Origin of the sequence: Flagellimonas sediminis (assembly GCF_010500845.1) — a bacterium.
In the GTDB taxonomy this organism is placed as follows: Bacteria; Bacteroidota; Bacteroidia; order Flavobacteriales; family Flavobacteriaceae; genus Flagellimonas; species Flagellimonas sediminis.
The window spans coordinates 82,962-98,513 of the sequence record NZ_JAAAMI010000009.1; the positions used below are offsets into that span (position 1 = coordinate 82,962).

The 15,552-nt window shown below is 42.3% G+C and carries 8 protein-coding genes; all 8 read right to left on the reverse strand.

Going from position 1 to position 15,552, the window contains the following annotated elements; translation table 11 throughout:
* Window positions 1–311: 311 nt before the first annotated feature.
* Window positions 312–3,668, reverse strand: coding sequence for a VCBS repeat-containing protein (locus GTK07_RS15705; protein WP_163636196.1), 3,357 nt, complete (start codon window positions 3,666–3,668; stop codon window positions 312–314).
* A 138-nt stretch (window positions 3,669–3,806) separates the two neighbouring features.
* Entirely contained in the window at window positions 3,807–5,561 is a 1,755-nt protein-coding gene (locus GTK07_RS15710; RefSeq protein ID WP_163636197.1) for a RagB/SusD family nutrient uptake outer membrane protein, read from the reverse strand.
* Between the two features lie 21 nt (window positions 5,562–5,582).
* The gene (locus GTK07_RS15715) at window positions 5,583–8,789 is read right to left on the reverse strand and encodes a SusC/RagA family TonB-linked outer membrane protein (RefSeq protein WP_163636198.1); all 3,207 of its coding nucleotides are present in this window, start codon (window positions 8,787–8,789) and stop codon (window positions 5,583–5,585) included.
* A gap of 250 nt (window positions 8,790–9,039) precedes the next feature.
* Window positions 9,040–9,747, reverse strand: a complete 708-nt coding sequence (locus GTK07_RS15720; protein WP_163636199.1) for a gluconate 2-dehydrogenase subunit 3 family protein — start codon at window positions 9,745–9,747, stop codon at window positions 9,040–9,042.
* A 3-nt stretch (window positions 9,748–9,750) separates the two neighbouring features.
* Window positions 9,751–11,472: a GMC family oxidoreductase gene (locus GTK07_RS15725; protein ID WP_163636200.1), complete on the reverse strand. Its 1,722-nt coding sequence runs from the start codon at window positions 11,470–11,472 to the stop codon at window positions 9,751–9,753.
* Between the two features lie 164 nt (window positions 11,473–11,636).
* A complete protein-coding gene (locus tag GTK07_RS15730) occupies window positions 11,637–12,866 on the reverse strand; it encodes a multiheme c-type cytochrome (protein ID WP_163636201.1) in 1,230 nt (409 codons plus the stop codon).
* A gap of 16 nt (window positions 12,867–12,882) precedes the next feature.
* Entirely contained in the window at window positions 12,883–14,304 is a 1,422-nt protein-coding gene (gene uxaC, locus GTK07_RS15735; protein ID WP_163636202.1) for a glucuronate isomerase, read from the reverse strand.
* A 49-nt stretch (window positions 14,305–14,353) separates the two neighbouring features.
* A complete protein-coding gene (locus tag GTK07_RS15740) occupies window positions 14,354–15,550 on the reverse strand; it encodes a Gfo/Idh/MocA family protein (RefSeq protein ID WP_163636203.1) in 1,197 nt (398 codons plus the stop codon).
* Window positions 15,551–15,552: the final 2 nt, after the last annotated feature.

The following is a 15,552-nucleotide window of genomic DNA, read 5'->3' on the forward strand; positions in this document are numbered from 1 at the left end:
TTTAGATGTTATTTTAACTTTAAATTAACAAAAAAAATGGATAAGAAAAAAAGCAATGTTGAACAATTACAACATTGCTTCTAACTAAACTTGAATTAAACCTCAACTAACTCAAAATTATTCAGGAACCTAATCCATCTATAAATCTTGAAGACCAGTTAACAGCATAATTAAAACTAACTCAAATAAATTTAGTTCATACAACGGGTTAAAACACAATTAATTAAAGTAAAACACCTCCAAATTCATGAATTTTAACCCACTGCATATTATTGTTAAAAACGGGCTTTTTTTTTGACCTTTTTACTTCATTAAAGCATGCTTTTTTTATGGCTTGTCTTGCCCGATAATTCTCTAAAAACCAATAGTTTTCCCTTATTCTGCGTCACAAAGATCATACTTGCCCCAGATACACTTTTAACCATGGCCATTGCTTTGGCATCCCCTGGCACCATAAAACCACTTGAGGAAGTTTTTTGCGGTACAAATTTTCCCTTACCATCTCCTTTTAAATACACGCCATTGAAAGCATCGTACCTGCCAATGAATATTTCATTGCCAAAGTCATTCCCCACTCCGAGGATATCCATGTTCCCATCGCCATCCACATCGGTAAGGAGCACATCGTTCAATGGGGCCAGTTGTGCTTCAATGGGCAAGGAGTGAAAAGCAAACTTGCCATTGCCCAAGTTTTCCAAATAAACACTTTCATCAAAATTTCCCTCCAATTTTAGTGCATCCTTCATTTCCTCCTCACTGAACAAGGTGTTCAAGGAAGCTTCGGCATAATCCCTAAAGTAATCGAACTTTTTCCTGAACAAGGGACTTTGTAAATTCAAATCGCCCCAAAAATTTACGGGATAGGGTTGATACATTCCTTTGGTATCTTTCAAATAGGCAAAAAAGACAGGGTCCTGGGTTCCGTTTGCATCAAAATCCTTCGTTAACAAACGTACGGGTCTGTCTTCCGAGGGTTGAAAAAAATTGTTCCTTCCTAGGTTACCTGCAACAAAATCAATATCCCCATCACCGTCCATATCCTTGGCCTTTATGGATTCCCACCAACCTATTTTTCTTTCCAGTCCGGTTTCTTCAACTTTTTGAAAAGAGGTCGTTTCATTTTTAAAAAATGTAATGGGCATAAATTCTCCTACGATTACCAAGTCTGGTTTGCCATCTGCATCATAATCGGTCCAAATGGCATCGGTAACCATCCCCACATTTACCAGTTTGGGCGCCAATTCTTGGGTAACATCCTTTAGAATTCCATTGTCATTTTTAAGTAGAAAGCTTCTTTCGGCCATGGGATATTTACCGGCAGGGGTTCTTCCTCCCACGAAAAGATCTATAAACCCATCGCCGTCAAAGTCTGCCGCCCTAACAACCGAACCGCTTGCACTGATCTGCGGTATCCTATTTTTGTCGACAGTAAAATTTCCTTTGCCATCGTTTATCAAGATACGATCGTTGTAAAATTCACTTCCCTCAGCAAATTCATTGCTCCCTGAAACCAGGTAAAGATCCAAATCACCATCATTGTCAATATCGAACAACTCCATGCCCAATTCTTCAAAGCCCATCTCCTGTTTGTCAACAAACATTTGGCTTTCATTAAAATTGCCATTTGCATCTTGAAGCATGATTGTAGGTGAATAGCCCGCTGAACTTCCGACAATAACATCTTCGAAAGTATCCCCATTAATGTCTCCTACCACAAGGCATGGTCCGTTCTGTGTTAATTTATGCGGAAGAATCCTTTGCTGGGAATTAAAATCCACAAAGTCTTGTTCCGTATGTTTATAGTCGATTCCAACTTGCGCTGAAACTTCAGATAATGTAGGATTTACCAATGGATTGGATTTCAACTCGAACATATCCGGGTTTTCCTGGTTTTTGCCGTTCTTATAATCCAACTGTACCAATTGATTCGTCGGAACGTTGTTCAAAACGCTATATTTTCCATCCGGCCATTCCACTTCAATCTGGGTTATCGTTTTATTGGCTCCCAAGCCAAAATGGGCAATGGGTTCTATGGAAGACATATACCCCCTACTGAGATAATGCTGGTAGTATTGCTTTTGATCATCTCCGTAGTGGATCAATACTTTTGTGCCGATGGCCAGCGGATTTTCTTTGCTGCCTTTTAGTTGTAACCTGAGGGAATTATTCTTTCCAAAAGCTTCCTTCTCGGATTGGTTTTCAAAAACAAATGCCTCCTCATTTATGTTGTTTACCACATAATCCAAATCGCCATCATTGTCCAGATCCGCAAAAGCCGCACCATTTGAGAAGGACGGAATATTCAAGCCCCATGTGGTGCTTACTTCTTCAAAGGTCCAATCCCCTTTGTTCCTGTAGGCATAATTTGGAATTTTCACCACGGGAATGGAATCGAGGATTTGGGCGGGACTAAGAAATGATGCCGCCCCTAGTCTAAAATCACCAAAATCACGATCCGTAACATCCCTTGGAAATCCATTTGTAATCAAAAGATCCCGAAATCCGTCATTATCCACATCCATAAAAAGAGGTGCCCAACTCCAATCCGTTTTCGATATTCCGGCCATAAGACCGATTTCGCTAAAATTACCTCCAGTACCAGAACCTTTGTGCAACATGTTACGCATGTACTGGTATTGGTAGTCGTATCTTTCGTTCAGGATATATTCCAAATAATTGGTGCTCCCAATGGTTGTTTTCATACGTTGGTTGGTTTCCCCCAACATGTCCAAGGTGATAATGTCCAAGAAACCATCGTTATCATAATCCGCGATGTCGGAACCCATGGAAAACTTGCTTTGATGTTTTATAAAATCCTCTATTTTATTGGTAAAAGTTCCATCACCATTGTTTATGTAGAGGAGATCATTGGTCAAATAGTCGTTACTAACATGAATGTCGGGCCATCCATCGTAGTTCAAATCTGAAATTGCAAGCCCCAAACCAAAACCTTCGTAAACGATTCCGGCCTGCAAGGTGACATCGGTAAAAGTACCATCACCATTATTGTGATAGAGCTTGTCATTACTTATCGCCGTACCATCATTGATTTTAGGACGATAGTTGGTCGGTAGGGTATGAACCTGTTGGTTGTTCAGCACATAAAGATCCAGAAGACCATCTTTATCATAATCAAAAAACGTGGCATTCATACTATTGCTTGAGTCATCAATGCCATAATTGGCTGCCATTTCACGAAAGATGGGAACTCCGCTTTTGTTAAGTCCCTGATTCACAAAAAGCAGATTTTTTCTATGTTGTCCTTCCTCTTTCATGGCCGTGCATATGTAAACATCAAGCCATCCATCCAAATTAATGTCAACAACGGCTACTCCTGTACACCATCTATCTTCGGCGCCAATGCCCGATTGCTTGCCAACTTCCTTGAACTTAAAATCCCCTTGGTTCAAATACAATTGATTGGCCACCTGGTTACCTGTAAACAAAAGATCACTTTTACCGTCATTGTTGAAGTCCCCTACGGCTACACCTCCACCATTAAAAATATATTCACTGGTAAGTATGTTAAAGCTATCCGTTTCCTCAATCCTGTTATTGAAGTAAATACCTGTATCATCCGCATGTTTTTGCTTGTACAAAACCAACGGGTCTTTATGGCAAGAGCTTAAAAAAATAATTAACAACAATAGGGGGATACTCCTTCTCATGTTCAATTGTTTAAGTAGTTGGAAAGGCATTTAACTATGTTAAAATCACTAATTTCCTATAATTTCAAAAGGCCGTGATAATAAATATCAAGGCCTTTTGATTGCTAGGCTACTAATTCTAAAAATAAAAAAACTTTTTTAGTACGCGGGATCTTGTGTCAAGGTTGGCGCACCGTCTTTCACAGATCTATCAATCGCTTCGATCGGAATTGGGAAATACTCATTTTTATTCTGTTGGAACGACCTTCCTGACAGATAAGTCCTGTGTTGTGATTCGCTTTGCAAATACGCATTCAAAACGCTAGCGGATACGCCCCAACGCTGAAGGTCAAAAAAGCGGTGTCCTTCCATGGAGAATTCCAATCTGGTCTCAAAACGTACAGCCTTCCTGGCCACATCTTTGTCAGTCCATGGAGTCTCGTACTGAGAAATCTCATAGTTAGCCGCAGGAGTCCCTTCAACAATTGTAAAGTCGTTACGCTCCTCACCTTGGGTGGCCAAGGGTACAAAACCATCTGGATTGGCCGCTCTAGCCCTAATCTGGTTAACCAAACCTCTTGCCACTTCCAAGTCACCAATCTCTACCTCTACTTCTGCAAGCCAAAGAATGATCATATCCAAACGCATAAGTCGGTAGTTATTGGCCGATAGGTTACCCCATCCACCTTGTCCGAAAGCTTCTGGTTCCGCAACATGTTTCATACTGAAAAAAGGTCCGGCGTAAGTAAGGTCACGAACGAAATCTGTTTGGTAAATCTTGAATCCTTTATAAAGAATACCTGGTCTACCCACAGAATGGTCGATACGTGGATCCAAAGGTCCATTATAAGTTGACAAAGTGGTCACAGGATCTACTGTGGAAGGCACATCCTCGTTGTCAAAAGTATCCAACATTGGAAGTCCACCTTCGGTCTTGAAGGCATTCACCAAGTTTTGCGACACTTGATAAAATCCACAACAACCCCAAGGATCGATATATGGGTGAGCCAAACCGATACCTCTGTTCGCAGCATCACCGGTAGCGCTGCTAATGGCATACTGAACCTCAAAAATAGATTCTGAATTGTTACGGGTAGCCACCAAGAAATTGTCTTGGTACTTGTCCATCAAAGAGAAAGGACCATTGTTCAAGATATCTTCCAAAATTGGTTTGGCTTCTTGCAATTTAGTTGCATTGGCAGAACCATCAGAATTCCATCCTTGGTACATTTTGGCCTTGGCCAAAAATGCTTTGGCGGCCCAACTTGTAGGTCTTCCCACTTCACTTTGTGTCTCTGGTAACACGGCGGCGGCGGCGGCAAAATCCGCTTCAATGAACGGCCATATTTCACGGTCGTTCGGAATCTTGGTGCTCTCAAGGTCGTTCAAATCAAAGTTTTCGTCGCTAATATAAGTAGGCATCCTCCACATCTTTCGTGCTTCAAAATGGAACAACCCTCTTAAAAACCTAGCTTCAGCAATAATCTGTGCCTTTTGTTCTTCTGAAGCATCCTCAACTTTTTCCAAAGTTTTGATGACATTATTGGTCGCGGCAACTCCTTTATAAAGCCCTCTCCATTTGTCCCTAATATGAACATTGAAGGATTGGAAGTCATATGCTTCAATGAAAGACTGCTCGGGTTGGTCACCCGCATCGGTTCCTTTTAAAGCATCATCAGAGGCCAAATTGAACACCCAGTTTTGAATGTCGTTATGCCATGTTTGGCCTTCCAAGCCACCGCCGGGCACCATTGTATAGGCACCGAGCAAGAGACCATTTACTCCATCCAATGTAGCAACATCCGATTCACTGAACTGGCCCTGTGGCTGTCTATCCAAAAAATCGTTGTTACAACTTAGTACCAAAGCTAACAAGCCAAGAGTTCCAAGTAATGTCGATATTATCTTTTTCATTTCTGTAAACATTAGTTTTAGTTATTTAAGTGTAACATTTAACCCCAAACTTATTGTTTTGGCCACTGGTTGTGAACCTCCATCATAACCTAAAGTAAGGTTCCTTCTTGAGTCGTCCGCATTGCTCAATTGAACTTCAGGGTTAAGACCTGTGTACTTGGTAAAGGTGGCTATGTTCTGCGCTTGCACATAAACCTGTGCCCTGTCCAAGCCAATTGTGGATATAATTTTCTCAGGGAAGTTATAGGTCAATTGAATGTTTTTTAACCTGAAGAAACTACCATCCTCGATCAAGTAAGAAGAAGGTCTACTACTGATCTGGTCATTGGCATCCATAATTGGTGAAGTGGCACCAGGATTGGCGGCCACCCAAGTACTAGGATCTGCCGTTGGGTTGGTTGGTTGCCACGCATCATACAATGCTCTTTTGCTTCTGTTACCTTGGAAGGTATTGAAATCCGCAAAATATCTCACGTAGTTAAACACATCGTTACCCTGTGAACCATTTCCAAAGATATTCAAATCCAAATTTTTATAGCTCAAATTAATGTTGATACCATAGGTGAAATCAGGGTGCGGGCTACCGATAATGGTACGGTCATCATCATTGATAACCCCATCGTTGTTAATGTCAGCCACCCTAAATTTACCTGGCGCATTATAATCTCCATAAGGAGCCCATGCATCGGCCTCGGCCTGTGATTGGAAAATACCCAAGGTTTTGAAACCATAGAAAGAAGACAATGGCGAACCTGCTTCGGTGATGGACAAAGCCGGAATCCTTCTACTTTGGCCAAAAATTCTGGTACTTTCTCCTTCAAGAGCGTCAACATTGTTCGTATAAGTTGAAAAGTTGGCACTCACTTCATAAGAGAAATCTCCTTTTTTATCTCCATAGCTGATTCCCAAATCGATACCTTTGTTGGTCATTTGCCCAACGTTGAAAGCTGGTTCATCAGCTTGTCCTGCAGTATAGGTAACCGGAACGTTGATCAACATGTCCGTAGTGACCCTTTTCCATACATCCAAGTTAACGGACAACTTATTATCCAACATTACCAAGTCCATACCGATGTTGTTGGAAGTAGTGGCCTCCCACTTGGCATTTGGATTTCCGAATGCTCTTGGAGCAAATCCAATCTGTGGAGAACCGGTGGAACCATCAATTGGATAGCCTCCTGTTAAGATATCTGAACGATAAGTGGTATAGGCATTATAGTCACCAATTTGCTGGTTACCTGTTTTACCCCAACCATAACGAAGTTTCAAGTTATCGATCCAAGTAACATTATCCATGAACTTTTCATCGGACATCCTCCAACCCAAACTGAAGGCTGGGAAGAATGCACTTCTGGAGGCTTGTTGGAATCTAGACGAGGAATCGTTTCTCAAGATCACCTGGGCCAAATACTTTCCGTCATAGTCATAGTTCAACTGACCGAATTGCGACCATAAGGTATAATCTTGAAATACATATCCTCTGTTGGTTGCCGTTGTGGCATCACCCAAATCCAGATAGCTCAAGATATTGGTCGTTCCGAAAGCATATCTCTCACGACGGGCCTCAAAACGCTCTTCAAATTGCTGAATGGATTCCACACCCACATACGCTTTAAAATTGTGGACTTCATTGAACGTTTTGGCATAGGTCAATGTATTGGTCCATGTCCACTGATATTCATATTGCTCTCTAGCTTCTGAACTTCTGATAAAATTACCCTCAACATATTCAGGCTGTGGGCGGTCCAAATTCCTTACTCTTTGCACCCTAGCATCCACACCAAAACTGGTACGCAGATCAAGGCCTGGAATCAACTCATAGTTTCCATAAGCATTCCCCAATAGTCGCAGACCGTATCTTCTATCGTCCTGATCTCTAAATAGTCTTGCATATGGGTTGAAGTTATTTCCCAAGTTGGCTCCCCTACTACCTGCAAAATTACCGGCAATATCATAAATGGGAAGTAAAGGATGGTGTTTGTAAGCACCGGAAACCGGGCTTTGCTCATCATCATTGGAAACGTTTCCTTTCAGGTTATCAAAGGAAGTTGTGAAATTTTCTCCAATGGTCAATTTCTTGTTCAATGTCTTGAACTCTGTATTTGCCCTCAAAGACACCCTATCATAGCTAGCGAACTTCACAACGCTCTCTTGGGAGAAATAACCTAGACTAAAGGCATAACGTGCAGATTCCGTAGCACCGGAAGCCGAAATGTTGTGGCTTTGGATTGGTGCCGATCTGGTTACAGCATCCCACCAATTGGTATCGGCAGAACGCGTAATGGCATAGATATTGCCTGGTTCCAAAGCATAAAGGCTAGGATCTGTGCCTGGATCTCCCTCATTGGCGCCACTAGGGAAAACATAATCAGGTATGGTAACCTCACCATTGGGTCCGAAGGTATACTGTCCATGGCTTGGCGTTTTACCAGCATATAAATCGGCCAAATACAAATACCTACCAAGTTCCTCAGCATTCAAAGACTCTGCGTCCTTAGCTGGGGACTGAATTCCATAGAATGTATTATAGGTAATGGTGGGTTTGCCCATTTTTCCCTTTTTGGTGGTGATGATGATAACCCCATTAGCGGCTCTAGACCCATAAATAGAAGCTGAAGAGGCATCTTTCAATACCTGTAAAGATTCTATGTCATTGGGGTTCAAGTTTGATTGTCGCTGGGATGGTACACCATCTATAATGTAAAGGGGGTCGTTGTTACCCAACGTACCGAAACCACGGATACGCACTGTGGCCTCTCCACCTGGTCTTGCATCGTTAACGATGGTAACCCCGGCGGCCCTACCTTGCAATTGTTGCGAAAAAGTAGTGGCAGGGACCGATTTCAGTTCATCGGTATCCACAACGGTAACAGCACCTGTCAAATCCTTTTTGGCCTGGGATCCATATCCCGTAACCACAATCTCATCCAATCGGTTGGCATCCTCTTCCATCGTCACATTGATTGTGCTTTGCCCATTGACGGGAACTTCAATCGTTTTGTAACCGATATAGCTAATTACCAATGTCGCATCACTAGGGGCATCGATGCTAAAGTTACCGTCAAAATTGGTCTGGGTTCCATTGGTAGTTCCCTTGACCAGAACGTTGGCACCCGGTAAGGGCCCCGTCTCATCGGACACCGTACCCGTTACGGTCTGGGCTTGCGCAAAACCCATACATAGTACAGCGGCCAAAAAAATAATTCTCTTGAAAAAAGGTTTTTTCATAAGTTCAATTTTAGGTTTGTGTTAGTTAATCAATTGAGATTCCATCAACTCCGACAGATGGAAAAAACATACAGTTTGTGTATGGTAAACTTAGATTTTAAAGGCTATACTTGTTGAGACATACACTATTATAAGCCTTCAAATTCATGAATTTTATAATAAACCATTCCAGTTTTTATGCTTTTGGAAATAAATTTCTTAAAATCAACCTATGGTAGTGTTTTTAAAATAACAGACCTGGTCATCTTTATCAGGTCAATAGATTCCCGTGTTCGTCCCATTCCGCAATTTCGTTCCGTTTACTTTGGTCCACACATTTGGCAATCCATTTGGGATCATAGGCCACTCCATGCTGATCGAGCACATCTTGGGGAACACCATCCCATATATTGGGTTGATTACCTTTATAGCCCAAATCGACAATTCCTACTCTGGAAGTGTAATATCCGGTAACCGTTAAATTTCGCATCAAGGCAAAAAATTGAATTTCCAAAGGTTGTTCGTCCAAAGGAATTTCGGCATCCTGAAATGCAATGGTATCCAGAATTTGCTTTTGCTGTTCCAAGGATGCACTTTTAAATTCTTGATTGAAATGAGAATTACTTTGATGATCCAACCACATAAGACCACCTTTCAAAGTGAGTTCCAATTCAGGAATATCCTTGGCTATGAACTCAATAAACTCAGGTACTTCGGCCTCGATTGGTCCCCCGTGAGGTTCCTTTGGAGGTAAAATGATGGTACTCAACAAGGTAATGGTCTCCATTTCATGTTCGTTGAACAATTGGATTGCCTTTAACTTTTCAATACGTTCCAACTCTTCAGGAGTCCTTCCAAAGTAAGGGCCTTCAGATGGTACAGGTACCTCAATTTCGGTATCCGACTTACATCCGTGGAACATCAGGGCAGAAGCACCAGCCCCCATAATGATGGTTTGTATACTTTTTCTTCTGTCCATTTCCTATATATTTTGTTGTTTCAATTGTTCAATGATGTAGTCCGATGCACGCCAAGACAATGCCAAGATGGTCCATGTACAGTTTTTGTCCGCCTGTGAGGTAAAAGGCCCTGCATCTACAACAAACACGTTGTTCACATCATGCAATTGGTTGAATTTGTTGGTCACTGAGGTTTTAGGATCGTCTCCCATTCTTGTGGTTCCCACCTCATGAATGATTCTCCCAGGTGCAAGTAGTCCGTAATCAATATCTGCAGAAGGTTTATCGCCCAAGGGCTCACCCCCCATATTGTGGATGATTTCTTCAAAAGTATCTTGCATGTGTTTGGCCTGCTTCACTTCCAAGTCAGACCATCTATAGTTGAACTTGAGCACCGGAATTCCAAATTGATCCACAGTGGTGGGATCGATTTCACAATAATTTTCTTTTCGGGCGATGCCTTCACCCCTGCCGGCCATGTGAATCACTGAGCCGTAATATTTTTTCACATCGTCACGCAGCACATCGCCATATCCTCCCACATTGAGGCCAAAGAACTTATTGAACTCATTGGCATTAAAACCAAAGCCATAGTTGGGTTGACGCATTCCTCCCCCTATTTCAATATGATAACCACGCGGAAAATCCAATTTGCTATTATCTCCCCACCATGGAGAATACACGTGCATGCCACCTGTACCATCTTCATTATAGGAAACCTTTCGGTTCATAAGGGCAGGGATAAATGCAGAACGGCTTGCCCCAGTGGAATCATGGAGGTACCTACCCACATGATCGCTACTATTACCCAATCCATTTGGATGTTGTTTGCTCTTGGAATTCAACAAGATACGAGCAGAACTACAGGCAGAAGCGGCAAGTACAATAACCTTACCCCTTAGTTTATATTCCTTTCTGTCATCCTTGCTGATATAGGACACCCCTGTAGCCTTGCCTTCCTCATCGGTTGTAACCTCACGCACCACGGAATTGACATATATTTTGACCTTACCTCCACTCTTTTGTGCCGGGAATATTAAACAACTACCGGATGAAAAATCGGCATATACGGAACAAGATCTGGAACATTGTCCACAGTAAAAGCAAACACCCCTGTCCTTGTTGATTCGCTTGGTCAACATGGAAAGCCGACCAGGAATTACAGGTACCCCTGATTTTTGGGCTCCGTTTATATAGAAAAGCTCATGCAATCTTGGTTTTGGCGGCGGTAGAAAAAATCCATCAGGATCATTTTCCAAACCTTCATTGGTACCGTATACCCCAATGAGTTTGTCTACCTTATCATAATACGGTTTCACATCTTCATAGCCTATGGGCCAATCATCCCCATGACCGTCACGGGTCTTTCCTTTAAAGTCCTTTGGGCCAAAACGAAGCGAAATCCTTCCCCAGTGATTGGTCCTACCGCCCAACATATGGGAACGGAACCAATCAAACTTTGTCCCAGGTTCATGGGTATAGGGTTCCCCTTCAATTTCCCAGCCACCATAGGCCATATCCCAACCTCCAAAGGCCCTTGTGGTACCTGCACCCCTGTTTGGGGATTCGTAGGGCCACTTCAATTGGGTCATTGTTTTGGGATCGGCAGGGTCAAAAAACGGACCCGCTTCCACAACGGCAACATTTAATCCGGCATCAGCCAGTTGTTTGGTTGCCATACCCCCTCCTGCTCCTGAACCAACAATGATCACATCATATAGTTCCGGCGCTTCTTTGATCTGCATAATAGATTTTCTTTGAAATAATTGTTTGGGAAAATAGTGTTATGGCCCATGAAAATTAGGGAATTGAAAACAAAACGGACCCAAATTCAAGAATTTTATAAAATATGAAGTTTTCTTGGCGAATCGCCTATGGTATTTTTTCCAGTGCCGGATTTCTTACGTAATCAGTTTGCTTGTTTTTGAAGTATCCCGTCCACATAAATCCCAATAAGATGTGTCCTGATATTGACCGATGTTTCTTTAGCGTTGTCTTCTAGTTGTACTTTCATGGTCTGGGAAGGAAAAAGTGGCATATGACAACTGATGCAATTATTTAAATCGGACAAATTTAGACCCGAACCATCGTGAAGGTCTTTTGGGGACATATGGCATTCAATACACTTGGAATTAAAATGTTCCGTTTGCCCACGTTGACCCTGATGAGGGTCATGACAGGTGGTGCAGCTTAAGGTACTTGAGTTTTTATAGCACTCACTGCTTTTAAGGAGACCATACTGGTTGCCATGCACATCAAGTTGTGCCTCGGGTCTTCCAAAGTTGTAGTTTTTCGCATAGTCGTCCAATCGTTCCCCGGTTACAAATGAAAAAGGGTTGTCCTTTATTTGAATAGCGCGCAGCCCAGAATGGCATTGGACACAAATGTCCATTTTCAATTGCCTGGCCAACGTGTCTATTTTGATCACCACATCTTCATCCAATTGCTGTGGGTTACCGGTTCTATAATCAACATGCTTTTTTAGGGGGCCATGGCACCGTTCACAATCTATGCCATAAATAAAGGACTCTCTTTCATAAATATTGGTGTTTCCTTTAAAATCACCGTTCTTGGCAAACGTTACATGACATTTGATACAGTTATCCGTTACCGACCTGTTGAATTTATAGTTCGGATAGCCGGGACTGTTGATAAAATCATCGGTGAGTGTAAAATATGATAGCTGTAGTTGCGTAAGAAAATCTTCCTTGAACGTCAAATAGGATTGGCCTTTTACCCCGGAACCGACAACAATATCCAAACGGGATTTATCCATTATTTCCCCCGTAGTTTTGGAAGATATGGTTTGATAATATGTATCTCCCTCATGTATCATCCGTGCCACGCCATCAATGAGTTCAACTTCATGGGACGGATTATCGAAAGGTCCTTTCAAGGTCTCTTCACTTGCAATTGCCGAGGTGTTGAAATGGGGTGTATTTATGTGGGTTTTATAGATATTTTGATGACAGGGAATACAGGATTGGGATCCTGCAAATTGCTCACCATTGTAATGAGTAGGCATCTCTTTGTCCACAGTTTGATAGACTTCTTTCTCTCCTGCGTCCATAAGAAAAAACAAAAGTATGACCCCTACAAGAGCGATCAGGACATATCCTATTTTAGTTTTGATATTCACAAGCAATTTTATTCAGTCAATTATCTAAAGAATTATGTTGAAAATCAAAATATTTCTTGGCATTTCCATAGCAAATATCCATGACCATATTGCCAATCAGCTCCACATCATTGGGTAATTCACCTTTTTCAATCTCTTCTCCCAATAGATTGCAAAGTATCCTTCTAAAGTATTCATGGCGGGGATAGGAAAGAAAACTTCTTGAATCCGTGAGCATTCCAATGAAGCAACTCAACAGCCCCATGTTGGACAGCGCGTTCAATTGTTTCGTAATACCATCTTTTTGGTCTAAAAACCACCAGCCCGATCCAAACTGCATTTTTCCCTTTATGGTTCCATCATTGAAATTGCCAATCATGGCCGCCAACACTTCATTATCCGATGGATTCAAATTGTACAAGATGGTCTTTGCAAGCTTGTCCTTTGAATCCAAGGCATCCAAAAATCGGGACAAGGTATAGGCTTGCGGATAATCACCCATGGAATCCCAACCCGTATCCGGACCCAATTTATGAAGCATACGGGAGTTATTATTTCGAAGTGCTCCCAAATGGAACTGTTGCACCCATCCTTTGGCATGGTATTGTTCTCCCAGAAATAATAGTAGTGCCGTCTGGTATTTCTCAATTTCAACAGGAGTCAACTGTTCCTCCTTTTCTTTTTTGGTGAAAATGGATTCAATTTCAGTGTCCGAAGCTTCCGTATAGGGAACATAACTCAACCCGTGATCGGAAAGTCTACAGCCGTTTTCATGGAAATAATCGACTCGTTTGGCCAATGCATCACATAAAGTCTTGAAGGAATTAATTTCCAACCCACTAGCCTTCTCCAATTTCCGTAAATAGGATTTGTATCCGTCATGGGAAATGAGCAGCGCTTTGTCCGGCCTGAAAGATGTACTGATGTGGACTCCGTATCCGCTCTTGGCCAATTTCCTGTGATGTTCCAAGGTATCAGTAGGATCTTCCGTGGTACAGACCACCTCAACATTCATGTTTTGGATCAGCTTTTGGCAGCTATATGCTGCGCTGTTCAATCTTGTGGAAGCTTCTTGATATATTTCTTGGGCAGTTTTCTTGTTCAACAGCAAATCGATGTCAAAATACCGCTTAAGCTCCAAATGCGTCCAATGGTACAATGGATTTCTTAGGGTTTGGGGAACTGTTTCTGCCCATGCCTGAAATTTTTCAGCATCACCTGCATTACCTGTAATGTATTTTTCATTAATCCCGACCGTACGCATGGCCCGCCATTTATAATGATCGCCATTGATCCAAACTTGGGTGAGATTTTCAAAAACATGGTCCGCTGCAATTTGGTCCGGAGGCAAGTGGCAATGATAGTCTATGATGGGTTGTTTTGCCGCATAGTCATGATAGAGTTCTTCCGCAAATTTGCTTTGCAGCAAAAAATTATCTGTTATAAAATGGTTTTTCATCCTCTTTTCTTACTCCCTTGAATATTCTTCCTATTCAAACTCTTTTAAACTACCCCAAAATATCGTTTACCATTTTTGTGTCAGTTTGTACGATGGTATTCCCATACATGGCATCGAGGCCCATCTGCACACACATTGCGGCCATGGCCCCTGTTTTGGCATTGGATATGGGCCGTGTGTTGTTAACAATATTGTCCCTAAAGTCAATCAAGGCCTGTTTACTGGGATCGTCATGGTCAAAATTTACGGGTATGCCCCTGTCCTGGTCCCAATTCAAGGTGGCGCCAGAAACACCATCTACCTGGCCCATTTCTTTTTGGTAGCCTCCTTCCGGGTAATACCAAGCCTTAACATAATCCAGGATATAGGCTCCTTTATCTCCCATCACTTTCACTTTATAGTCGCCCATGGCATTGCTGGTCAAACAAGTAAAAGATGCCCTTACTCCATCGGGATAGCTATAAATCAGATGGATGTTGTCATAGGTTTCACGACCATCCTTCCAATAATCGATTCCTCCCACACCCATGACCTTTTCAGGCATAGAACCCAGTACCCAATTGGCAAAATCCAACTGGTGCGAACAAAGTTCCGCCAAAAGTCCTCCTGAAAACTCACGGTACATCCGCCAATTGATCATACGCTCCCATTTGGGATCGGGAACGGGCCTTCGCCAGTTGTTGTTTCGGTTCCATTGGCATTCAAAAGCGGTAATTTTACCAATCTTCCCTTTTTTAATTTCATCAACAATGTGAGTGTATAACCGAGAACTATGGTATTGGTGGCCCGCCTGAAAAATAGTACTTGAGTTTTCCGCAGCATTCACCAACGATCTTATGCCATCATATCCCTTGGCCATGGTTTTTTCGCCGTACACATGTTTGCCTGCTTTTAGGGCATCGGTCACGATTTGGGAGTGTGTGCTGAACGGAGTTGCGACCAGTACGGCATCCACATTCTTATCATCCAACAACTTTCGGTAATCCTCATAACCTTTGGCCTTACCTTCCACTTTGGAAAGGCCCGAACTGAGCCTGAAAGGCATGATATCACTACAGGCCACCACCCTCATATTCGGTATTTCGTTGATAAAAGGAATAAGTCCGCCACCACGGTCCCCCGTTCCAATAACCCCTACATTGATGGTTTCATTGGCACTTGGGTTTGCAGCACCCAAAACCGTTGGTGCGTACATCACAACAGAACTGGCCAAACTACCCTTTACTATAAAATCGCGTCGCTTCATCT

Bases quoted from the DNA above. Each gene is read 5' to 3' on its own strand.
- GTK07_RS15705 (WP_163636196.1), bottom strand. From the start codon at position 3,668: ATGAGAAGGAGTATCCCCCTATTGTTGTTAATTATTTTTTTAAGCTCT.
- GTK07_RS15710 (WP_163636197.1), bottom strand. From the start codon at position 5,561: ATGAAAAAGATAATATCGACATTACTTGGAACTCTTGGCTTGTTAGCT.
- GTK07_RS15715 (WP_163636198.1), bottom strand. From the start codon at position 8,789: ATGAAAAAACCTTTTTTCAAGAGAATTATTTTTTTGGCCGCTGTACTA.
- GTK07_RS15720 (WP_163636199.1), bottom strand. From the start codon at position 9,747: ATGGACAGAAGAAAAAGTATACAAACCATCATTATGGGGGCTGGTGCT.
- GTK07_RS15725 (WP_163636200.1), bottom strand. From the start codon at position 11,472: ATGCAGATCAAAGAAGCGCCGGAACTATATGATGTGATCATTGTTGGT.
- uxaC (WP_163636202.1), bottom strand. From the start codon at position 14,304: ATGAAAAACCATTTTATAACAGATAATTTTTTGCTGCAAAGCAAATTT.
- GTK07_RS15740 (WP_163636203.1), bottom strand. From the start codon at position 15,550: ATGAAGCGACGCGATTTTATAGTAAAGGGTAGTTTGGCCAGTTCTGTT.